We start from the raw sequence: 24,324 nt of genomic DNA, 5'->3' as shown, positions 1-24,324 counted from the left end.
CAAAAATGACAAGCCTGCGTCAAAACGCATTAAGCCTCAGAAGCGTCTTTCGCAGCGTCATCGCCTTTTGCTTGAGCGTTCGCTTGAGATTGAGCGTATTCTTTACCAGCAAGAATTGCGTCAGCCATAGCTGAAGCATATAGAGTTACTGCACGGATCGCATCGTCGTTACCCGGAATAACGTAATCAACGTTGTCTGGGTTAGAGTTTGTATCAACGATACCGATAACAGGAATACCTAAGTTCTTCGCTTCTTTGATTGCAATCGCTTCGTGATCAACGTCGATTACAAATAATGCGTCAGGTAAACCACCCATGTTTTTAACACCGCCTAAAGAACGCTCAAGTTTTTCCATCTCACGAGCACGTTCTAAAGCTTCACGTTTAGTAAGCTTAGCGAAAGTACCGTCTTGAGATTGAGTTTGAAGATCTTTTAAACGGTTGATAGATTGGCGAAGTGTTTTCCAGTTCGTCAACATACCACCTAACCAACGGTGATCTACATATGGTTGACCAGCGCGTTGAGCTTGTTCACGGATGATGTTAGAAGCAGCACGTTTTGTACCAACGAACAAAACTTTGTTCTTTTTGCTTGCTAATTGGTTAGCGAAGTTCAAAGCATCATTTAACGCAGGAACAGTGTGCTCAAGGTTGATGATGTGAATTTTGTTACGCGCGCCAAAAATGTATTGACGCATTTTTGGGTTCCAGAAACGAGTTTGGTGACCAAAGTGCGCGCCTGCTTGAAGAAGGTCACGCATGCTTACGTTGTAATCTGCCATTTTCTTTACCTTAAAAGTTGGGTTAGGCCTCCATATATCCGCATTCTCCACCCTTTTACAGGCACCCAGAGTAATGTGACGATATATGTGCGGATTTTTTACTCCACCTATCAAATTTGTTCGTAAAAGATATTCACGAAAAGCATTTGATAAAATGGGCGGCTATTTATACCATAGACACTTGTAAATTACCAAAAGTTTTTAGAGATCATGAACAGTACTTATACAGCTCCACGTCGATTAATCAAAACTCCAGATGAAATTGAAAAAATGCGCATTGCAGGACGACTGGCGGCTGAAGTTCTAGAGATGATCAAGCCGTATATCAAGGCGGGTGTAAGTACACTTGAACTTGATACCATTTGCCGTAATCACATTGAAAATGTACAACATGCTATTCCTGCCTGTGTCGGCTATGGTGGCGCTCCTGGACGCCCTGCTTTTCAGCACTCTATTTGTACTTCGGTTAACCATGTTGTCTGCCATGGCATTCCTTCTGAAAATAAAACGTTAAAAAACGGCGATATTTTAAATATTGATGTAACTGTGATTAAAGATGGTTATCACGGCGATACAAACATGATGTATATCGTTGGTGGTGAGACATCTATTTTAGCCAATCGTCTATGTAAAGTTGCTCAAGAAGCGATGTATCGAGGCATGGCAACTGTTAAAGATGGTTCATATTTAGGGGACATTGGTCATGCAATCCAGAAATATGTCGAATCAGAGCGTTTTAGTGTGGTACGTGAATATTGTGGCCACGGTATTGGCACCGTTTTCCATGATGAACCTCAAGTATTACATTATGGTCAAGCTGGAACAGGTATGCGTCTGGAAGCTGGTATGACTTTTACGATTGAACCTATGGTAAATGCTGGCGTATGGCAAACTAAACTATTAGGCGATAAATGGACTGTTGTAACGAAAGACCATAAACTTTCAGCTCAATATGAACATACTATTTTAGTGACTCAAACAGGGATTGAAGTTTTAACTGCACGCCCTGAAGAGGACTTATCTCGCTTCAATTAATAGTTTAAGAAACTTAAATAAAAGGCTGCTTTATGTAGCCTTTTATTATTTATTATGTATTTAAAATTAACAAATATTGCCAAATATAAACAATTATTTCAAAAAAAATTACAATTATTAATTTTTAATAAACAATCATTTTAATAAAACGCGGTATGGTTGGCTCAATAAAAATCAGTAAACAAAAGTTCGGACATGGAGTCCTTTTATGATGAAAAAGTCATTATTTTGTATGACAGCTGCCTGTTTTGCCCTGCCAACAATCACTAACGCCGCTTCGCCATATTTTAGTTTAAAAGATGGTGATGGCTTCAAACGTTTTTCAGTCTCTGCTGGTCCTTTATATGTTAAACCGACTGGTAATGCTCAGCCTTTTAGAATTAATACTTCTGTTAAAGAAAATGAGCAATCTAAAGTCGGAGATATTAAAGTTAAAACGATTCAAGACAACATTTCAGACAGTAATAGTAATGTCGTTCTTGAACAGCTCATTGATGTTATTGGTTTAGGTACAGATACGATTCCTTCTTGGCTAAGCGGAACAGCTGAAGTGCGTGGTCTAAGTCAATGGGATGCTGACAAAACAGGTTTGGAAGCTGATGATGTCACCACCTTAGGGTTAATGAGTAATTACTTTTTTACAGATAATTTTTCATTAGAGTTAAAAGCTGGGATTCCACCTAAAGTTGACTTGCAAGGTAAAGGGAAAATTTATGCGCCTTTTTCAGCCACAGCTAAACCTGCTGGTGGAATTCTTGGATCTATGGAACTTGAAAATAATCTTTTCATTACAGATCTTGAAGGACATGGGAGTGCCGCTTCAGCACGTGCTTGGACACCAGCATTTGAATTTCAATATCACTTCGGCAAAACTGGTGTAAATAAATTTAGACCCTATGTTGGACTAGGGGTCATGTACGCTTATTTCAGTGAATTAGAAATGAATCCAGAAATTGAGAAAGATTTAGTCAATGCTGGTCATATGATTGTGAATATTAAAGATGGTAAAGCTGGTGCTGCTTTAGAAAGAAAAACTAGCTCAGGAGATCCTAAAGTAGAACTTGAAGCTTCAGATGCTATTGCTCCTGTAGCGACTTTAGGTTTCACCTACGACTTTAATGATAAATGGTATGCCGTTGGCTCTGTTTCCTATGCTCACTTAAAAACAGATACGACGATTACAGTAAATGATGCTAAGTATGGTGAATTAATCAATGCAAAAGCAGATATCGAAATTAACCCAATTTTAGGTTATGCCGGTGTTGGTTACCGCTTCTAACCCTGCATAAAGCTATAAAGACTTGTATAAGTTTTTATAGCTTTCTTTCACTCTATTTCTCCTAAAAATTGCTTCTTTTTAAATCAAAATGCTAAAAAAATGAGCATTTTTTATAAAAAATACAGCTGTGGAAACCTTTTAAAATTTTTATTAATACCCTCTTATTTTTTTCCAATTTTTTATTATTTTTCTATTCACAAACTAACTCAATAAAATTAGAAAGTAATTTTTCCTTTTTAGTAAAATTCATTTTTTGGCACAAGCTTTGCTTTATTCAGAGCATGATGAATCAATGATGATTCAATGAATAAACAAAGACGGCCAACGATGTCCGCTCTGATCGGTCTGCAGATAGGCAATAAATTGCCATGCAAATTAAATTTCGTTCAGTTCAGAGGGACGGCGTATGTCTTCAAATATCCAATTAGATGCAAAAAAAGCAACTGAAATTAAATTATTCAGTTTTTCAACTCCAGCAATGCGTGCCTTCCACATGACATGGCTCGCTTTCTTTGTATGTTTCTTTGCATGGTTTGCGTGTGCACCATTAATGCCCGTGATTAAAGGTGAATTTGGCCTAACAAAAGATCAAATTGCTAATATTAATATTGCTGCTGTTGCTATTACTATTTTAGTGCGGCTTATTGTCGGACCACTCTGCGACAAATATGGCCCACGTATTACGTACACCACTCTACTATTAGTTGGCAGCATTCCAGTATTTGGAGTAGCTGCTGCTAATAGCTATGAATCTTTTCTATTCTTTCGCTTACTTATTGGTGCGATTGGCGCAAGCTTCGTCATTACTCAATATCATACAAGTGTCATGTTTGCACCTAACGTTGTAGGAACAGCAAATGCGGCAACGGCTGGCTGGGGAAATGCTGGCGGTGGAGCAACACAAGCTTTAATGCCTTTATTACTCGGTGCAATTGTGATGTTTGGTGTTGAACAAACCATGGGGTGGCGCGTGGCATTAATCGTACCTGGCGTAATGATGGTTATTGTTGGCATTCTTTATTGGAAATTAACTCAAGATTGCCCTCAAGGAAACTTTAAAGAAGTTCGCGCGCAAGGTATTGAGGTCGGAAGTGGTAAAAAAGGTGGTACTGCCATTTTAATGCAAGCCGCTCGCAACTATCGTGTCTGGATTTTATTTTTGGCATATGGTGCAAGTTTTGGTATTGAGATTTTTATCCATAACGTTGCAGCAATGTATTATGTTGATCAGTTTAAAATGGATTTAAAAACGGCTGGACTAACTGCCGGAATCTTTGGTCTGTTGGCATTATTCGCTCGTGCACTAGGTGGTATCATTTCCGATAAAGTCGCACTCAAAAAAGGTTTAGATGGCCGTACGAAAGTGCTTGTGCTCATGATTTTAGGTGAAGGTTTATTCTTAATACTCTTCTCGCAAATGAATGCTGTAGCGCTCGCAATTATTTCGATGACTATTTTTGCTTTGTTTACGCATATGGCATGTGGAGCAACTTACGCACTCGTACCATTTATCGATCGCACTGCATTAGGTGGAGTCGCAGGAATTATTGGTGCGGGTGGCAATGTTGGTGCAGTTGCAGCAGGTTTCTTACTTAAAGGCTTACTCGATGTTCAAACTTGCCTGTTTATTTTAGGCGGTCTGGTTATGGTCGCAGGCTGTAGCGTAATTTTGATTCGCTTCACAACTGAACATAAAGAAAAAGAACAAGTTCTTTTTGAACAAGCATTACTTGAACGTAATTCAACAGCTTAATTTTTATAAGAAGCTGAGATCAAAATGGTCTCTGCTTCTTCAAATTTCTTATCATAAAATATTTACATTACCCACTTTTTAATTCTTCTTAAATATTCTTGCCATCTATATCGATATTTTTCGATATATCTTCTACAATAAATGACCACATTATTATAATTTTCCATTAACGATGACTAAAACTGCTCACAACTTTTCCCAGCCACTTATCTATATGCTGATTGGTAGTGCCCTTATTTTGGCTCTTTCTTTAGGCGTTAGGCATGGTTTTGGACTTTATTTGGTTCCAATGAGCCATGAGTTTGGCTGGGGCCAACATGTTTTTAGTCTTGCAATCGCCATGCAGAACCTGATCTGGGGTGCAGTTCAACCTTTTACTGGCGCAATCGCAGATAAATATGGCAGTAAAATTGTGGTTGCTGTTGGCGGATTACTTTACGCCCTCGGCTTACTATTAATGGCTTTTAGTTCAAGTGTACTCATTTTGAATTTAAGCCTAGGTCTTATTATTGGTTTAGCTTTATCAGCAACCTCCTTTACAGTTTTACTTAGTGCAGTAGGCCGAGCTGCCCCTCCAGAAAAAAGAAGTATGGCAATGGGGATTGCAAGTGCAGCAGGTTCTTTCGGTCAGTTTATTATGCTGCCATCTACCCTTCTCTTACTCAAGAATGTTGGATGGTCAGCTGCCCTAATGGTCAGTGCGCTATTAATTGCTCTTATTATTCCGCTTGCATGGATGTTAAAAGGACCAAGCAATCAAACACCAAAAGCAATTGCACAACCTCAGCTTACATTTAAACAAGTGCTGAATATTGCCAGAAAACATAGACCCTTTTGGTGGTTAGCTTTAGGTTTCTTAGTATGTGGATTCCAAGTTGTTTTCTTAGGTGTACATTTACCTGGTTATTTAATCGACCACGGCTTTGATGCAGCTACAGGAACTGTGTTTCTAGCCCTAGTTGGACTATTTAATATTGTGGGGACTTATGGTGCTGGCTGGTTAGGAGACCGCTTCTCAAAACCTAAATTATTAATGGCGCTTTACGGCAGCCGTGGCATCGCGATCATTGCCTTCTTGTTATTACCTTTAAGCATTTATACGGTATATGCTTTTGGAATTATTATGGGCCTTTTATGGCTCTCTACTGTTCCGCTCACGAACGGCATTGTGGCAAATATGTTTGGCGTTAAATATCTTTCAATGCTAAGTGGTATTGTGTTTTTCACCCATCAAGTCGGTTCTTTCTTTGGCGGTTGGCTTGGCGGTGTTAACCACGATTTAACAGGTAATTACAATGCAATTTGGCTATGTTCTATAGCATTAAGTATAGTGGGTGTAATCGTACACTTTTTTGTGAATGAGGAGGCTGTTATTCATGACGCATAATACCTTACTTTTGAAAACAATTATGACTTTTATCCTAGTCACGCTTTTGGTGCTTTCCATCATTCTATGGAAACAAACACCGGATTTATTTGAATATTTTAACCAAGCATTTTGTCCACACTAGTATGATGAAAAGCTAAAATCATCCTTTGGATTGTCATAAAAATATAAAAAACCTATGATCTAATGAAAATAAAAAAGCCCGCAAATTTGCAGGCTTTTTTATTGAAAACTTATTTAAAATCAAAACAAACGATTCATACCATTAAGTGCAGCTACACGATATGCTTCAGCCATTGTTGGATAGTTAAAGGTCGTTTCAACGAAATATTTCAAGGTATTATTTGGGCTGTGCATAACTGCTTGCCCAATGTGGATAATTTCGGCAGCGTTATTACCAAAACAGTGAATACCTAAAATTTCCATAGTGTCGCGGTGGAAAAGAATTTTTAACTCGCCCACTGTATCACCGGTAATTTGTGCACGAGCCAAATGACGGAAAGAAGCTTGACCCACTTCATACGGAATTTTTTCTTCCGTTAATTCCTGTTCATTTTTACCAATTGATGAGATTTCAGGAATGGTATAGATACCAGTTGGGATATCACGTACTGGCTTCGCATCTTCACCACTCATGTTTGCGCCAGCACAGCGCCCTTGGTCATAAGCAGCAGAAGCAAGTGATGGCCAACCAATCACGTCACCAGCAGCATAAATGTTTTCAACTTCAGTTTGATATTGATCATTTACAGAAAGCTGTCCGCGGTTGTTTGGAACTAGTCCAACGTTCTCAAGACCTAAGCCTTCTGTGTTACCTGAACGGCCGTTACACCAAAGAATGGCATCGGCTTTAATCTTTTTACCACTTTGTAAGTGTAAAACAACATGGTCATCAAACGTTTCAAGATGATCCATTTGTTCGTTGTGACGAATTAACACACCTTGTTCACGTAAGTGATATGACAAAGCATCAGCAATTTCATCATCCAGATAACTTAATAGTTTTTGCTGAGTATTAATCAAGTCAACTTTATGGTCTAGACCAATAAAGATTGAGGCATATTCACAGCCAATAACGCCCGCGCCGTAAATAATAATTTTTTGAATTGAATAATCAAGATCAAGAATCTTGTCCGAATCAAACACGCGAGGATGATCAAAGTCGAGACCTTGTGGATGATAAGGACGACTACCTGTCGCAATCACGATTTGCTTACAGATAATTGTTTCTTTAATACCTTCATGGCTAAAAACTAGAACTGTATTTTTATCTTGAATATATGCACGACCGTGGAAGACACCAATCTTGTTACGGTCATAAAAACGTGTATGTGTATCAACCTGTTGTTGAATCACCTTGTGTGCATTACGCAGAACCTGTTTCATGGTGAATTGTTTCCATTCACCTACTTTTTGAAACATTGGATCACGCTGATAGCGAATAATACTAGAAACTGTTTGACGTAATGCTTTACTTGGAATCGTTCCTACGTGTGCGCAGTTACCACCAAGTTGATCACGCACATCTACAATTGCAACACGCTTACCAGCTTTTGAAAGCTTCATTGCCGCGCCTTCACCCGCAGGTCCAGAACCGAGAACTACCGCATCGTATTTAACGAAATTCCCACTAACGACCTCTTTTTTACGTGGCATTGAAAGCTCCTTCCTCTCTTGAATGACCATATTTTATAATAGATTATGACTAATATGCGGTGAATTTATGTATTTCTCAACCCTATATTTCTGAATAGCCACATTTATTATATGAATAGTTATTTTCCGCTATTAACTGAAGAACTTCGCTATAATACAATGTCAATGTCTCTATAAACGAGTGGAAAAGTTAGATATGTCAGAACACCGTAAACCTGAACAGGGTGTAAAACTTCGTGGCGCAGAAAAAGTCGCAAGAATTCCTGTAAAAGTTGTACCTACGGTTGAAGTGCCGCGTAAACCTGACTGGATTCGTGTCAAGATGACGGCACCAGAAGAAGTTCAGCGTATTAAAACGACTTTACGTGCTCAAAAACTCCATACCGTTTGTGAAGAAGCTGCTTGTCCTAACCTGCCAGAATGTTTTGGTGGCGGTACGGCAACATTCATGATTATGGGCGATATTTGTACACGCCGTTGTCCTTTCTGTGATGTAGCACATGGTCGTCCAAATGCACTCGATGCTGACGAACCTCGTCACATGGCAGAAACCATTTCTAACCTGAAACTCAAGTATGCAGTAATTACTTCAGTTGACCGTGATGACTTACTTGACGGCGGTGCACAACACTTTGTGGACTGTATTAAAGAAGCTCGCGCACTTAGCCCGACGACATTGCTTGAGATTTTAGTACCAGATTTCCGTGGACGTATGGATATTGCTTTACGCATTATGACTGAATGTCCGCCAGACGTATTTAACCATAACATTGAGACTGTGCCTCGCTTATATAAAGCAATGCGTCCAGGTTCAGACTATCAACACTCTTTAACCTTATTAAAAATGTTTAAAGAATACTGCCCAGATATCCCAACAAAATGTGGTTTGATGGTCGGTATTGGTGAAACTGAAGAAGAAGTGATTGCATTGCTTGATGACTTACGTGCTCACGATGTTGACTATGTGACTATTGGTCAATATTTACAGCCTTCTAAACAACATGCACCAATCGACCGCTTTGTAACGCCAGAAGAGTTTGAACGTTATGCAGAGCATGGTCGTAAACTTGGCTTTAGAAATATTTGGTCTGCACCAATGGTTCGTTCAAGTTATTTTGCTGATCGTCAATACCACGGTGAGCCAGTACCAGAAGTTCGTCGTAAAGTAGATCCAGCTAAAAAAATTGCTGTTCAAACCGTCGAAGCTTAATAAATTAAATATCTATAAAAAGCCCTCTAACACAGAGGGCTTTTTATTTGTATAAGAAAATCAATAACATTTCTTGACAAATCGATAAAACAAGCCATTACACTTTCACTGAAAAATATCTTATACCTAAAAGTACGATATATCCCTGCTCTAGCATATACATCAATTGCGATATAAAAAATTAAATTTAAACAGCATTAAAATTAGCTAGTTAAGCCTTAAATCTCTCCTCGCTTTTTTCGTAACTTCTAACTTGAGGGCTTATCTAGCAAGGAGCAAGTATGATTTTCCTACTCTTTGTTTTAAGCATTGTCATTCAGCTTTTTGCAATATGGGCAATTTTCTTTTTTAACCTGAACCGAATCATTGGCAGTGTAATTACGATTGCGGTAGCTATATTTACTGCACTCATATTAACGCCATGGGCTCTCATTTTAGGTATTCCCGTCATTGCCCTTAGTATCATTATTTTATTTGCACCATTACGCCTTAACCTGATTACTAAACCTGCATATAAAACATTAGCAAACTCAATGCCGAGCATCAGTACGACTGAACAAGAGGCTTTAGAGGCAGGTACCAGTTGGTGGGAAAAAGAATTGTTTATGGGATCACCTGATTGGTCTCAATTTGAGAAATATCCCTACCCAACGTTGTCAGAAGAAGAACAAAGTTTTATTGATAATGAAGTTGAGCTACTTTGTAGCATGCTCAATGAGTGGGAAATTCATCATCACTTAAAAGATCTTCCACCAGAGGTTTGGCAATTTATTAAAGACAAAGGTTTCTTAGGTCTTATTATTCCAAAGTCATTTGGTGGTAAAGAATTTAGCTCATTTGCTCAAAGCCGTATTATGAGCAAAATTGCTTCCCGCTCACTCACCACAGCTGTGAGTTGTATGGTTCCAAACTCGTTAGGACCAGGTGAGCTACTCATGCACTACGGTACTGATGCTCAAAAGCAACAATATTTACCGGGTCTTGCTAAAGGTGAAGAAATTCCATGTTTTGGTTTAACCAGTCCAGAAGCGGGTTCCGATGCTGGTGCGATTCCAGATTCGGGTGTTGTTTGCTACGGCGAATATGAAGGTGCTCAAGTTCTTGGGCTCCGTATGAATTTCTCTAAACGCTGGATTACCCTTGCACCAATTGCCACAGTCGTAGGTCTTGCATTTAAACTATATGACCCTGAAGGGTTACTCGGCGATAAAAACAAAACAGAATACGGAATTACCTGTGCCCTCATTCCTGCCAGTCATGCAGGCGTAAAAATAGGAGCGCGTCATTTTCCAGGTTCTCCATTTATGAATGGAACCGTAGAAGGAGAAGATGTTTTCATTCCTATTGACTGGATTATTGGTGGGCAAGAAAATGCCGGTAAGGGCTGGCGAATGCTAATGGAGTGCTTAGGTGTTGGTCGTGGTATTTCCCTTCCAGCTTTAGCAACAGCAGCAGGTGAAATGAGCTATTTAACCGTTGGTGCTTTTGCAAAAATTCGTCAACAGTTCAATATTTCAGTAGGTAAATTTGAAGGCGTACAAGAAGCGACCAGTGAAATTGCCAGCGATGCCTACATGCTTGAAGCATTCCGTTATTTAGTGACATGTGGCCTAAATCAAGGTGGAACACCTGCGGTAATGACTGCCATGGCAAAATATTATGCAACTGAAACGATGCGTAAAGTCGTTAATCACGGAATGGATATTGCTGGAGGACGTGCAATTCAACTTGGACCACGTAACTTCCTTGCCCTTACCTATCAAGCGATTCCAATTGCAATTACGGTAGAAGGCGCAAATATTTTGACTCGTTCATTGATGATTTTTGGTCAAGGTTCAATGCGTTGTCATCCTTATCTATTTGAAGAATTACAACTCCTTCAATCTGAGGATAAAGCTAATGCAGTTCAAAAATTCGATGATTTATTATTTAAACATTTAGCCTATACCTTTAATCGTGGGGCAAAATCATTTGCTTATGGTTGGACAGGTGGCTCAAATGATGCTCCTCAATCAGTAGATCAATTTACTGCTAGTTACTATAAGACAATTAACCGTTTTAGTGCCAACTTCGCGCTTGTTTCGGATATGTCACTTGGTTTACTTGCAGGCGACTTAAAACGCAAAGAAATGTTATCAGGACGCTTGGCAGATATTCACGCGCACCTCTTTATTTCTACTGCGATTTTAAAATTTTATGAAGCTGGCCAAAAAACTGAAGCCGAACAACTTCACGCTAAATTAGCTTTACAAAAAGCGTTCTTGAATATTCAGGAAGCATTTTGGGGATTATTTGAAAACTTCCCAGCTAAACTTCCAGCGGCATTTGTAAAATGGATCTGTTTCCCTCTTGGCCGTGTCATTTCAAAACCTGACGATGAGTTAAAACAGCAAGTCGCTGAACTTATGATGCAAGAGCATCCTTTTAGAGAGCAGCTTAAACATCACGTATTTTATTCAACTAAAGCCGATGATGTGACTGGACGTTTAGAACATACATTCCAAATTCTACGAACCCTTGAACCACTTTGGGATAAGTTCAAAAAAGCTGAATCTAAAGGCAAATTTACAGGACTTACTTTCGAAGAGAATATTGCACAAGCAATAAAAGAAGGTTTTATTACTGAAAGTGAAGCTCAACAATTATTGCAATACAACGCAATTCGATTCGATAGCATGCTTACAGATGTATTTGATGAAGATTTAAATAAGGACCTTCCTTTGTCGAACCCTCATCAAATTGTGTGACTGATGCCTCCACTAATTCACTATTGCAATCACACTTGATTCGCATTAATTAATAAACAGCCATAAAAGCGTCAATCGACGCTTTTATTTTTAGGAGAAATTAATGTCTAAGCAAGATTACGAAAATGGATTAAAAGTTCGCACAGAAGTGATGGGAGAAGCTTTTGTAAAACGCGCCCAAGAAAACACCATACCTTTTACCCAGCCTTTACAAGACTGGATTAACGAGCATGCATGGGGATCGACTTGGCAGCGTGAAGGCGTATTACCACGTAAATATCGTTCATTAATTACTTTGGCAATGTTAACTGCACTTAAGTCACCCACAGAACTCAAAGGCCATGTTCGTGGTGCACTCAACAATGGCTGTACAGTTGAAGAGATTCAAGAAACTTTATTGCACAGCCTTCCATATTGTGGCGCACCTGCTACTCAAGAAGCTTTTCGCGCTGCTTTAGAAGTGATTCAAGAATATCAACAAAAATAATTTCAATATGAGCCAGCAGACTACTGGCTCTTTTTAATCTAATTCAATTTAGTCGAATGTATCTGAAAATTACGGTCATCAATCACGATAGCCTGACAACAAATCCCTTCTACTTGACGTTGCTTTTCAAAAACTGCTGCTGACATCGGTTCAAAATTATCAAAAAAGCAGATTTCTTTTGGGTCAATAGAATAGATGAGAGACTGATTTCCAACACCTTCTAAAGTATCGTAATAGACAATCACCATTTTGCCATTTTGAATTTCAGCTTGAATATCTTGATAGCTCAACGCAGGTCCTGTCGGTATTTTCAATACCTTTGCTTCTTTATAGCTCATTCGTTCACTTGGGCTAATATTAGGATCTTCATCTGAATGAAATGACACGTTAAATCCTAATTTCTTTAATGCAACGGCTAAGGCAATAGTATAGGTACCCCCTTCGTCGTGTCGGCAAACTTTAATCAACTCAGCAACATCAATTTGTACTCCATGATGTTGAAGCACCATCCAAACCGCAAAAACACCACAGTTAGCTTCGAGGTTTGCTAGAGCTTGGGGAATATTTACTGCCATAATTTGAATCTATAAGGATAATTAGGCAGATAATAAACAAAACTGGATTGGCACTAAAAGCTTTTCCAAGTACAATGTTTCGCTAGTCGAGGGATGCTGCGACAAATGATCGGCACTAAAGATCAATTTGCCAGGCTCGACAATCGGTTAAACACTCGTTTTAACCAACAACGGCATCCGCGAACAGAACGATCCATACTATTTTTTCCCTAGGAGATCCTGATGAACGCGGTTAATGCTTCATTTACAGATTATAAAGTTGCTGACATCTCTCTTGCTGACTACGGTCGTAAAGAAATCAAACTTGCTGAAGCAGAAATGCCAGCTTTAATTGGTTTACGTAAGCGTTATGCAGCGTCTAAACCACTTGCTGGTGCAAAAATCCTTGGTTGTATTCACATGACCATTCAAACAGCGGTTCTTATTGAAACGCTTGTTGAATTAGGTGCTGAAGTTCGTTGGACTTCATGTAACATTTTCTCGACTCAAGACCATGCTGCTGCTGCAATTGCTGCTCGCGGTATTCCTGTTTTTGCTTGGAAAGGCGAAACTGAAGAAGAATATGTATGGTGCCTTGAACAACAAGTGAATGTTAATGGTCAACCTTGGGATGCCAACATGATTTTGGACGATGGGGGTGACTTAACTGCTCTTGTTCATGAAAAATACCCTGCTCTTTTAGAACGCATTCACGGTATTACTGAAGAAACGACTACAGGTGTTCAACGTCTTATTGAAATGTGGAAAGACGGTTCTTTGAAAGTACCTGCAATTAACGTAAATGACTCAGTTACTAAATCTAAAAATGACAACAAATATGGTTGCCGTCACTCATTAAATGATGCAATCAAACGTGCAACTGACATGCTTTTATCTGGTCGTCGTGCGCTTGTGATCGGTTACGGTGACGTTGGTAAAGGTTCTGCTCAATCTTTACGTCAAGAAGGCATGATTGTTCGTGTAACTGAAGTTGACCCAATTTGTGCAATGCAAGCATGTATGGACGGCTACGAAGTTGTATCTCCATACAAAAACGGCGTACAAACAGGTAAAAAAGAAGATATTAACCACGACTTACTTGGCAACACTGACCTTGTTGTAACGACTACTGGTAACTACCACGTATGTGATGCTGCAATGTTAGATAGCTTAAAAGCTGGTGCAGTTGTATGTAACATCGGTCACTTCGACACAGAAATCGACACAGCTTATTTACGTGGTTATAAGTGGGTTGAAGTTAAGCCACAAGTTCACCAAGTTTATCGTTCTGAAGATGAAAATAACTACCTCATTCTTCTTTCTGAAGGTCGCCTTGTAAACCTAGGTAATGCAACTGGTCACCCATCACGCGTGATGGACGGTTCTTTTGCTAACCAAGTGCTAGGTCAAATTCACTTATTCCAAGAGAAATTTGCTGACCTTCCTGCAAGTGAAAAAGCTGCAAAAATTCGTGTAGAAGTTCTTCCGAAGAAACTTGACGAAGAAGTTGCTGCGGCAATGGTTGCAGGTTTTGGTGGTGTACTTACTCAATTAACTCAAGAGCAAGCTGGCTATTTAGGTGTTGCTGTTGAGGGACCATTCAAGTCTGACGCTTACAAATACTAAGAACTTAAGGGCAGACGGTGAACCGACTGCCCTTTTTTCTAAAAATATTGTTTCGCTGTTTACAAGGATTTGACATGACTAAACGTATACCCATTTCTTTTGAGTTTTTCCCACCGAAAACTGATGCCGGTGCTGAAAAACTTCGTATTGTTCATCAAGAATTACAACTATTAAATCCAGATTTCTTCTCGATTACATATGGTGCTGGTGGTTCTACTCGCGAACGTACTCTTGCTGCTATTGACGATTTCAATGGTAAAGGTACACCAGTTGCACCTCACCTTTCATGCATTGGTGATGATAAAGCGCGTATTGCTGAGTTACTAGATTTATATAAAACCCAAGGCATTAACCGTATTGTCGCTTTACGCGGTGACTTACCTTCTGGTCAAGTCGGGCTTGGCGAACTTCCTTATGCTCAAGATTTAGTACGTTTTATTCGTGAGCACTCAGGTGATCATTTTCATATTGAAGTTGCAGCTTATCCTGAAATGCACCCTCAAGCTGAAAACCTTGATTCAGATATCCAACGTTTTATTGAAAAAGTACAAGCTGGCGCTAATGCAGGAATTACACAATTCTTCTTTAATCCAGACTCATACTTTTATTTTATTGAGCGTCTGGAAAAAGCTGGAGTTAATATTCCGGTGGCTCCTGGCATCATGCCGATTACCAATGCCAGCAATTTAATTCGCTTTGCTGATGGTACTGGTGCAGAGATTCCTCGTTGGATCCGTAAACAATTACAAGCCTATGGTGATGACAGCGAGAGTATTAAAGCTTTTGGTCATGAAGTTGTTGTGAAGCTATGTGAACGCCTGATCGCAGGTGGTGCACCAAGCTTACATTTCTATTCAATGAATCAAGTCGAACCAACTCGTCAACTCGTTGTTGATCTTGGTTTAAATTAATTTTGTAAGGCGTACCCAATGAATCGTTTTTTTATCGAAACTGAACTTACAGTTGGTTCAACTATTCAACTAACTGAATCAGTATTTCATCATTGGGTGCGTGTCTTACGTGCACAATTACAAGAACAAGCGACTCTCTTTAATGGCCAAGGTGGCGAATATCTCGCGACACTGAGCGAAATTAATAAAAAAAATGCGTTTGTCACAATTGAGAATTTCAACCCTAATAACCGTAATGCCCCATTTAAAGCAGTTCTGGGTCAGGTCATGAGTAAAGGCGACCGAATGGATTATGCCATTCAGAAAGCCACTGAACTTGGTGTAAGTCAAATTCAGTTACTTACAAGCGACCGCTGTGAAATGCGCTTAAAATACCACCGAGATCAAAAAAAATTAGATCACTGGCAAGCTGTTGCAATTGCAGCATGCGAACAATGTGGCTTGAACTTAGTCCCAGAAGTATTAGCACCTATTTCTCTTAATGAATGGTTAAGTTCTTCAGAACTTCCTCAATCTAAATTCGTTTTAGCGCCAGAAAAAGAACAAAAAGATGTATTAGCAGGCATACAACCTGAACTTGCCTTGTTAATTGGACCAGAAGGCGGTTTAAGCGAGAATGAAATTACTCAAGCCAATCAAGCTGGTTTTATGAACTGGTGTATTGGTGACCGTGTTTTACGTACAGAAACTGCGCCAGTCGTCGCCTTATCTATTTTAAATTATCGGTTTTTATCCACCTAAGTTCATTGAACATTGATTAAATCGCTATTTAAAGTTAATTTACTTTTATTGTATGAATAAAATTTCAAATTCTTTATCACTGATAAATCAGATTCTTTCTGTATATATGTAAAAAAATAGGATAGAAAAATCTTATGTCTGGGCTTCAGGAAGAATATTTACAGCATCAAACAAAAATTGAGCAGCTAAAACTTTCAATTCAATATATACGCTGGTATTTAGTTAGCTTAATACTGCTATGTCTCATCTCATACGCTATTTTTTCTTATTATTTTTTATCTTCAATAACAATATTTAACTGGTCCATGGGCCTCACTATTGTATCTCTTATCTGCCTATTATTTGTTCCAAATATTTTAACGCACTATCGTACTATTAATTTTATTAAAAAAGCTGATCTTATCTTACAAAGCATTTGTTTTATTTCAGGAATTTTATTAGGGGCAACCGTTACGGTTATTCATTTTTATCTTCCTCAAGAGCTAGTTACCCTACCAGATGCTCATATTTTAATTGCTTTGTTTATCACTTCTGCCCATATCATTGGACTGACTTTTTTAACTCAACAACCTCGATACTTTTATCTCTTATTTATTCCCAGTACATTACCGTTATTAATCGCTCAATTTACACATACACCCATTACTCAGCTGCCTTTTTATTTCGCCTATAACATCGCTTTCATAGCTACCATACTCTGTGCATACGCAACTCAACGTAACTATCAAAAAATTTCTCAACTATTATTTAGAAATAAACAGCTCATTCAAATTTCAGAACAACATACCCATTGGGCTGAAGAGTTATGTGTACAACTTCAACAAGAAGTGAATAAATCGAAAGATATTGAAGCCCAACTCCAATTTAATAACCATTTACTAGAACAAAAAGTTCGTGAACGCACATACGATCTCACTAAAATGAATGAGCAACTTGAAAGCCACCACTACAATTTAGCTTTTGCAAATGAAACGGCAGGCATTCGACCTTGGGACTGGGATATTGAAAATCAAAAATTAGAAATTACCTTTTTCGATCAACAAAAGCAGACTCAAACGACCGTTATTCATCTCAATACTATTTTAGACCGCGTACATCCAAGTGATAAGAAACTGTTTAACGAGCGTTTAAAGCAACATCTGGAAGGAATTACAGATCATTTTAATATCAATTTCAGGATTTTACGTCGAGATGGTTCATGGCGATGGATTCATGATGTAGGTCGTGTCATTACCAGAGATCCCAAAACACAAAAAGCGCTTCGTATGGTTGGGATGACCCGAGATATACATCAAGAGAAAAAAGATCAAGAACACTTAAGACTATCGGCAATTGTGCTTGAACAAGCAGCCGAAGGCATATTCATTTTAGATGAACACCTAAACTATATTGATATTAACCCTTACTACGAGAAATTAACTGGATTTTCTAAATCGGAACTTCTAAATAAAGAATTATTTAGCATTGCGATTAATCAAAAAGAATTACAACAACAATTTCACACCTCAATTACCCAACAGCTCCTCGAAACTGGGGAATATATGGGTCAATTTGATGAAAAGTTTAGTTCTGGCAAAAGCGTCTATTTGTGGTTACACATCAATGTGGTCAAAGATGAGTTCCATCAAATTACAAATTATATTGGATTTGCACGTGACCTCACTGAGCAAAAACGTCAGGAACAACATCTATCCTATTTAAAAAATTACGATAGTCTCACCCACTTGCCTAATCGTCTTTACTATTACAATCAATTACATCAATATCTCGTAAACCCTTCATATAACATTAAAAATTTAGCATTAATACGAGTAAACATTGACCGGTTTCGTGCTTTTAATGAATTTTTAAATAATGATAGTGGTGATGAACTTCTTAAACAGTTCGCACAACGATTACGCTTAATCAATATTAATGCAATTTTGGTTGCCTATTTAAATAGCGACGATTTTGCAATTATTTATGAAATCTCTCCAATCCATCCAAATATTGAGCAATATTGCCAAAACATCCTGCAAGCGCTCAATGCACCTTTTTATATTGATAATCACGAATATTTTATTACAGCTTCTATCGGTGTGGCATGCTTTCCTGAGCATGGTCGGCAAATTGACCATCTTAATAACCATGCAGAACAAGCACTTTCAGAAGCAAAGCGCTTAGGGGGCAACACCATTTCTTACTATTGCAATAAAGCAGAACATCCATATAAAACTGCTGATTTAGAACAAGAGTTACGTAAAGCCATTCAAAATGATGAATTTGTCATTTATTACCAACCCAAAATTAATCTACTAGATCAATCTATTATAGGTTTTGAAGCATTAATACGTTGGCAACATCCTGAAAAAGGATTAGTCATGCCAAATATGTTTATACCTTTTGCTGAGCGTAGTAGCCTGATTTCAGATATTGGCAAAGTCGTTTTAGATAAAGTTGGAAAACAATTACAAGAATGGAAAAACGCAGGCTACACAAACGTTCAAGTCTCTGTAAATATTGTCGCTCAGCAAATACATCGTGGCTTATTACTTAATGATCTAGATGAAGTTTTGCAAAAGTATAATATACAAGGTTCTGATCTTGAACTTGAAATTACTGAGTCGGCTTTATTAGACAATACAGATAACGTCAAAACGCTATTACATGCGATAAAACAACGAGATATTTCAATTGCTTTAGATGACTTCGGTACAGGTTACTCCTCTTTGGCTTACCTAACTGAATATCCAATTGATGTACTAAAAATTGACCGTGCTTTCATTTCTAAAATTGGTGATCACAAACAAGAAGCGATTGTAAATGCCATGATTGCAATGGGTAAAAGTATGGGTCTTAAATTGGTTGCCGAAGGTGTAGAAACAGAAGAACAAGTTGCCTATCTACAAAAACAGCAATGTGACTTTTTACAAGGCTATTTCTTTAGCCGCCCTATCCCAGCTGAGCAGATTATTCCTTATCTACAAACAGATTCACATATTTATTAATTGTTCCAACTCTCTATTTTTACATATGCTGCTTTTTCCAAAAATGAGCGTTTTTGACTGTGAGAAATAAAGAAGTAGTGTTATATTCTTTAGCATTTAGCTCACTACAGGGCTATTGGCAATTCGTCTACTATTCTCTTAATTGGTAAAAATTAAAGCATAGTAAAAGAACTGAGTTGCCTTCTCCCTGAATGAGTGATTTGACTAGTTTGCTTTTTTGTATCAAATAGAGACTCAGATGGACGATCAATCTTTAAAACAGGCCGCTTTAAATTACCATGAATATCCAAACCCAGGGAAAATCAGCGTTACCCCAAGTAAGCAACTTGTCAACCAACGAGATTTGGCTTTAGCCTACTCACCCGGAGTTGCTGCGCCATGTTTAGAGATTGAACGTGATCCTTCAACAGCTGCTAAATATACAGCTCGCGGAAACTTGGTTGCTGTAGTAACTAACGGTACAGCTGTTCTTGGTTTAGGTAATATTGGCCCATTGGCTTCTAAACCTGTAATGGAAGGTAAAGGCGTTCTCTTCAAAAAGTTTGCTGGTGTAGATGTTTTTGACATCGAAATTGCAGAAAACGATCCAGATAAAATTGTAGATATCGTTGCCTCTCTTGAGCCAACTTTCGGTGGTATCAACCTCGAAGATATTAAAGCGCCTGAATGTTTCTATATTGAAAAGAAACTTCGTGAACGCATGAAAATTCCTGTATTCCATGACGATCAACATGGTACAAGTATTATTGTAGGTTCAGCTTTGCTCAATGCATTGCAACTTGTAAATAAGAAAATTGATGAAATCAAAATTGTAGCTTCAGGTGCAGGTGCAGCAGCACTTTCATGTTTAGACTTGCTTTGCGCGCTTGGTGCTAAAAAAGAAAATATCATTGTTGCCGATTCTCGTGGTCTATTAACCACTTCACGTGAAGGCTTAGACGAATCTAAAAAACGTTATGTTCAAGATATTTCAGCATCTCAGCTTCATGAAGTAATGGCTGGCGCTGATATGTTCTTGGGTCTTTCTGCTGCTGGTATTCTCACCAAAGAAATGGTGAAACAGATGGCTGAGAACCCTATTATTTTTGCTTTGGCAAACCCAGATCCAGAAATTTTACCTGAACATGCACATGAAGTACGTTCTGACGTCATTATGGCAACTGGTCGTTCTGACTATCCAAACCAAGTAAATAACGCATTATGTTTCCCATACATTTTCCGTGGTGCACTTGACGTTGGCGCAACTACGATTAATGAAGACATGAAAATTGCATGTGTACATGCAATTGCACGTATGGCTCATGTTGAAGCTGATGCTGCAACATATGGTGAAAAATCTGCTTCATTTGGTCGTGACTATTTAATTCCACGCCCACTTGATCAACGTTTAATTTTAGAAATTGCACCAGCAGTTGCTAAAGCTGCAATGGACTCAGGTGTAGCAACTCGTCCTATCGAAGATTTCGCTGTATATCGTCAAAAATTGTCTGAGTTTGTATATAACTCTGCATTCTTGATGAAACCAATTTTTGCTCAAGCAAAAGCTGATCCAAAGCGTATTGCATATGCGGAAGGTGAAGACGAGCGCGTATTACGTGCAGTACAAATTGCTGTTGATGAAGATTTAGCTAAACCAATTTTAGTAGGTCGTACTGCTGTAATTGAAGCAAATATCAAAAAATTAGGCCTACGTTTACAACATGGCGTAAATATTGAGATTGTTGATCAAGAACAAAACCCGATGTATGAAGAGTTTTGGAAAGATTACTATCAAACAATGCAACGCAAAGGCATCACTGTTGAATATGCTCAACGTGAAGCTCGCCGCCGTTCAACGTTAATTGCATCTCTACTGGTTAAATTCGGTAAAGCAGACGGTATGTTATGTGGTACTTACAGCAGCTATAACATTCACCTTGACTTTGTACGTAATGTTATCGGTCTTAAAGAAGGCATGAACAACTTCTTCACGTTAAATGCATTAATGCTTGAAGATCGTAACTTGTTTATTGCAGATACCTATGTAAATACTAACCCGACTGCTGAACAACTTGCTGAAATGACTATTTTGGCAGCTGAAGAAGTACGTCGCTTTGGTATTACTCCACGTGTAGCACTTCTTTCTCATTCAAGTTTTGGTAGTGACCAAACTGATTCAAGTGCTCAAAAAATGCGTGAAGTTTATCGTATTTTATCTGAGCAAGCTCCTGAGCTTGAAGTTGAAGGTGAAATGCATGGTGATGCAGCATTAGACGAAAGCATTCGTCAATTTGCATTCCCTGGTTCACGTTTTAAAGGTTCTGCAAACTTGCTCATTATGCCAAACCTAGATGCAGCAAATATTTCATTTAACTTGTTGAAAGCGACTTCTGGTAACAACGTTACTATTGGTCCAATTTTGCTTGGCGCAGCAAAACCTGTTCATATTTTGACACCGACAGCAACGACTCGTCGTCTTATCAATATGACTGCTTTAACTGTTGCGGAAATCCAACAACAAGAAAAGTAATTTAGAAAGAGCTTTTTACGAAAAGCCTGTCTAATGACTTGAGAAAACCTCTATTCTGTAGCATGATTGCTTGAAGAATAGAGGTTTTTTCATGCAAGTGTATTTAGTAGGCGGTGCCGTCCGAGATTCTCTACTTGGGCATCCCTATCAAGAAAAAGACTATGTTGTGGTCGGAGCAACACCTGAACATATGCTCGCCCAAGGTTTTCAACCTGTAGGCAAAGATTTTCCTGTGTTTCTTCATCCTGAAACGAAAGAAGAATATGCACTTGCACGTACTGAGCGAAAGTCCGGTAAGGGTTATCACGGTTTTCAGTTTTTTACTGATACCACAGTAAGTTTAGAAGAAGATTTAATTCGCCGTGATTTAACCATCAATGCCATAGCAATGGATCAAGATGGCAAATTATATGACCCCTATGGCGGTCAAACTGATTTAGAAAATAAAACCTTACGACATGTTTCAGAAGCTTTTGCTGAAGACCCTTTACGTGTTTTACGTGTCGCACGCTTTGCAGCTCGATATTCTGCATATGGCTTTCATATTGCACCTGAAACCTTACAACTCATGCAAACGATGGCCGAGTCAGGTGAACTTGATGCATTAACACCAGAACGTGTGTGGAAAGAAACTTCACGTGCACTCCTAGAAGATCATGCAGATATTTATTTTCAGACATTACGAGATTGCGGTGCGTTAAAACATCTTTTCCCTGAAATTGACGCATTGTTTGGTGTACCACAACGCCCTGAATATCATCCTGAAGTAGACTGCGGCATACATACCCTAATGTCTTTACAACAAGCATGTAAATCAAACTACTCGCTTGATGTTCGATTTGCTGTTTTAGTACATGATTTAGGTAAAGCATTAACGCCAGTTAATGAACTTCCGCGCCATATCATGCATGAAGAACGTGGCGTGAAACCCGTTACCGAACTATGCGAACGTTTAAAAGTTCCAACTCAAACTCGACAGTTGGCATTATCGGTGTGTAAAGAGCATTTAAAATGTCATCAGATTATGTCTTTAAAACCAGGAACGGTATGGCGTTTATTACAACGCCTTGATGTATTACGCCGTCCTGAAAGAGTCGAGGCTTTTGTGCAGGCGTGTGAGTGCGATGCTAGAGGAAGACTAGGTCTAGAAGATCGCCCTTATCCTCAAGCTCAATATATGTTAGATGCAATGCAAGTGGTTCGCTCTATTAAAGTTCAGGATTTACCAGAAAATATTAAGGGTGCTGAAATTGGCGAAATGTTAATTCAGTACCGCATTGATGCTTTAACTGAGTTCAAACATCAACATCAGACACCGACACATTCTTAATTTAAGCCAATAAAAAAGCCTCGTAATGAGGCTTTTTTTTATTTTACTGTTTAGGTAACGGTATATATTGAGATTGACTATTTTGGTTTTTTCTTTCGCCAACTGTTACTACAAAGTTTTCTTGCTTCCCAGCTCGTTCAACCACTACATTAATTTCGCTATTAGGCGCTTGTAAGGCAACGTAATTAATCAAATGAGATGCCGATGTGATTGGTTCATTATTTACCTGAACAATCTTATCTCCAACTTTTATACCTGCTGAAGCCGCTGGACCACTTTTTAATACATCAGCAACAACTACACCAATTTGCTGTTTTGGTGCCAAGACATCGTCTTGTGTAGGTGGTACTAAACTAATGCCTAACCATCCACGAACTACACGACCATCTTTCAAAATCGAGTTTAATACTTGTTGGCAAATTTTAGCTGGAATTGCGAAGCCAATGCCTAAAGAGCCACCTGACTGAGAGAAAATAGCAGTGTTTACCCCAATTAAGTTACCAGCAACATCAATTAATGCACCACCTGAGTTACCTGGATTAATTGCGGCATCGGTTTGAATAAAGTCTTCATAGGTATTAATGCCTAAATCAGAGCGCTCAGTGGCAGAAATAATGCCCTGAGTTACCGTTTGCCCTACGCCAAATGGGTTACCAATTGCCAAGACAACATCACCCACTTCGTTACCACTGAGCTTAAATGGCAACACAGGTAATTTATCTAAATCGATTTTAATGACTGCTAAATCTGTATCAGGATCCGTTCCAACAATTGTTGCTTCTGCACGACGCCCGTCACGTAATGCCACTACAATTTGATCAGCTTGAGCAATCACATGATTATTAGTAAGAATATAACCATCAGCACGTACAATAACCCCAGAGCCTAAACTATTTTCATTTTGCTGTTGTTGTTCAGGAACCTGATTTCCAAAAAACTCGCGGAATACTGGATCACTTAACAATGGATGATTTTGTTTAACTTTCTGGGTCGTAAAAATATTAACAACTGCCGGCGCTGCAACTTTTACCGCAGCACTATAAGACACCACCCCGCCCGTTCGTGAAGTATCAACCAATGGCTCGACTTTCTCGGCAGGCATTTGTACCCCATCAACTGCAACAGTTGGTTTCGGTTGATGGTATTTTTGCCATGCAATAAAACTGGCAATTACAATAATAAGTAACACCCAAGGTAACCATGTAAAGGTGCGGCGCACGTTTATATCCTCTACGAAAAGAAGTTTTTAATTAAATTAATATATTGAACAAAAAGAGTTTTCAGTTAAGCATTTTAAATTAAATATGTCGATATACACAAAAAACTCAAA

General features: G+C 38.7%; 17 protein-coding genes. 13 read left to right on the top strand and 4 right to left on the bottom strand.

Annotation, left to right across the window (positions count from 1 at the left end; translation table 11 throughout):
• Positions 1–29: 29 nt before the first annotated feature.
• On the bottom strand, positions 30–782 hold the full coding sequence (rpsB, locus tag K6I41_RS05605) for a 30S ribosomal protein S2 (protein ID WP_002118204.1): 753 nt from the start codon (positions 780–782) through the stop codon (positions 30–32).
• 210 nt (positions 783–992) lie between these two features.
• Between rpsB and map the strand changes: the two genes are divergently transcribed.
• From map to K6I41_RS05585, 4 genes are all read left to right on the top strand, one after another.
• Positions 993–1,817 carry a type I methionyl aminopeptidase gene (map, locus tag K6I41_RS05600; RefSeq protein ID WP_004790999.1) on the top strand — a complete coding sequence of 275 codons (825 nt, stop codon included), beginning with the start codon at positions 993–995 and terminating at the stop codon, positions 1,815–1,817.
• Between the two features lie 208 nt (positions 1,818–2,025).
• Positions 2,026–3,096 (top strand): OmpW/AlkL family protein, encoded by a 1,071-nt coding sequence (locus K6I41_RS05595; RefSeq protein WP_151988446.1) that lies wholly within the window; start codon positions 2,026–2,028, stop codon positions 3,094–3,096.
• Between the two features lie 406 nt (positions 3,097–3,502).
• The gene (locus K6I41_RS05590; RefSeq protein WP_004790995.1) at positions 3,503–4,849 is read left to right on the top strand and encodes an MFS transporter; all 1,347 of its coding nucleotides are present in this window, start codon (positions 3,503–3,505) and stop codon (positions 4,847–4,849) included.
• A 172-nt stretch (positions 4,850–5,021) separates the two neighbouring features.
• The gene (locus K6I41_RS05585) at positions 5,022–6,236 is read left to right on the top strand and encodes an MFS transporter (RefSeq protein WP_250375372.1); all 1,215 of its coding nucleotides are present in this window, start codon (positions 5,022–5,024) and stop codon (positions 6,234–6,236) included.
• A 243-nt stretch (positions 6,237–6,479) separates the two neighbouring features.
• On the opposite strand, the gene sthA is transcribed toward K6I41_RS05585, so the two are convergent.
• Positions 6,480–7,892 carry a Si-specific NAD(P)(+) transhydrogenase gene (sthA, locus tag K6I41_RS05580; protein ID WP_004790990.1) on the bottom strand — a complete coding sequence of 471 codons (1,413 nt, stop codon included), beginning with the start codon at positions 7,890–7,892 and terminating at the stop codon, positions 6,480–6,482.
• Between the two features lie 196 nt (positions 7,893–8,088).
• Between sthA and lipA the strand changes: the two genes are divergently transcribed.
• The 3 genes from lipA to K6I41_RS05565 all read left to right on the top strand — a co-directional run bounded on the left by lipA (position 8,089) and on the right by K6I41_RS05565 (position 12,336).
• Entirely contained in the window at positions 8,089–9,102 is a 1,014-nt protein-coding gene (gene lipA / locus K6I41_RS05575; RefSeq protein ID WP_004790988.1) for a lipoyl synthase, read from the top strand.
• A 281-nt stretch (positions 9,103–9,383) separates the two neighbouring features.
• Positions 9,384–11,849, top strand: a complete 2,466-nt coding sequence (locus tag K6I41_RS05570) for an acyl-CoA dehydrogenase (RefSeq protein WP_250375371.1) — start codon at positions 9,384–9,386, stop codon at positions 11,847–11,849.
• Between the two features lie 103 nt (positions 11,850–11,952).
• Entirely contained in the window at positions 11,953–12,336 is a 384-nt protein-coding gene (locus K6I41_RS05565) for a carboxymuconolactone decarboxylase family protein (protein ID WP_250375370.1), read from the top strand.
• 38 nt (positions 12,337–12,374) lie between these two features.
• Here K6I41_RS05565 and K6I41_RS05560 read toward each other — a convergent pair whose 3' ends face one another.
• Positions 12,375–12,911, bottom strand: coding sequence for a cysteine peptidase family C39 domain-containing protein (locus K6I41_RS05560; RefSeq protein WP_250375369.1), 537 nt, complete (start codon positions 12,909–12,911; stop codon positions 12,375–12,377).
• Positions 12,912–13,133: 222 nt separating this feature from the next.
• Between K6I41_RS05560 and ahcY the strand changes: the two genes are divergently transcribed.
• The 6 genes from ahcY to K6I41_RS05530 all read left to right on the top strand — a co-directional run bounded on the left by ahcY (position 13,134) and on the right by K6I41_RS05530 (position 22,994).
• Entirely contained in the window at positions 13,134–14,516 is a 1,383-nt protein-coding gene (gene ahcY, locus K6I41_RS05555) for an adenosylhomocysteinase (protein ID WP_005307152.1), read from the top strand.
• 74 nt (positions 14,517–14,590) lie between these two features.
• Positions 14,591–15,427 carry a methylenetetrahydrofolate reductase [NAD(P)H] gene (gene metF, locus K6I41_RS05550; protein ID WP_004790980.1) on the top strand — a complete coding sequence of 279 codons (837 nt, stop codon included), beginning with the start codon at positions 14,591–14,593 and terminating at the stop codon, positions 15,425–15,427.
• A gap of 18 nt (positions 15,428–15,445) precedes the next feature.
• On the top strand, positions 15,446–16,168 hold the full coding sequence (locus K6I41_RS05545) for a 16S rRNA (uracil(1498)-N(3))-methyltransferase (RefSeq protein ID WP_250375368.1): 723 nt from the start codon (positions 15,446–15,448) through the stop codon (positions 16,166–16,168).
• Between the two features lie 134 nt (positions 16,169–16,302).
• Positions 16,303–19,155 (top strand): EAL domain-containing protein, encoded by a 2,853-nt coding sequence (locus K6I41_RS05540; protein ID WP_250375367.1) that lies wholly within the window; start codon positions 16,303–16,305, stop codon positions 19,153–19,155.
• Positions 19,156–19,393: 238 nt separating this feature from the next.
• Entirely contained in the window at positions 19,394–21,664 is a 2,271-nt protein-coding gene (locus tag K6I41_RS05535) for an NADP-dependent malic enzyme (RefSeq protein ID WP_111854390.1), read from the top strand.
• 91 nt (positions 21,665–21,755) lie between these two features.
• Entirely contained in the window at positions 21,756–22,994 is a 1,239-nt protein-coding gene (locus K6I41_RS05530; protein WP_005307166.1) for a multifunctional CCA addition/repair protein, read from the top strand.
• A 43-nt stretch (positions 22,995–23,037) separates the two neighbouring features.
• On the opposite strand, the gene K6I41_RS05525 is transcribed toward K6I41_RS05530, so the two are convergent.
• On the bottom strand, positions 23,038–24,213 hold the full coding sequence (locus K6I41_RS05525; protein ID WP_013197197.1) for a S1C family serine protease: 1,176 nt from the start codon (positions 24,211–24,213) through the stop codon (positions 23,038–23,040).
• Positions 24,214–24,324: the final 111 nt, after the last annotated feature.

The sequence above is a fragment of the Acinetobacter sp. AS23 genome (assembly GCF_023612055.1).
Classification (GTDB): domain Bacteria; phylum Pseudomonadota; class Gammaproteobacteria; order Pseudomonadales; family Moraxellaceae; genus Acinetobacter; species Acinetobacter oleivorans.
The sequence above is the reverse complement of the archived record's forward strand: the minus strand, read 5'-3'. Positions and strand labels throughout refer to the sequence as shown.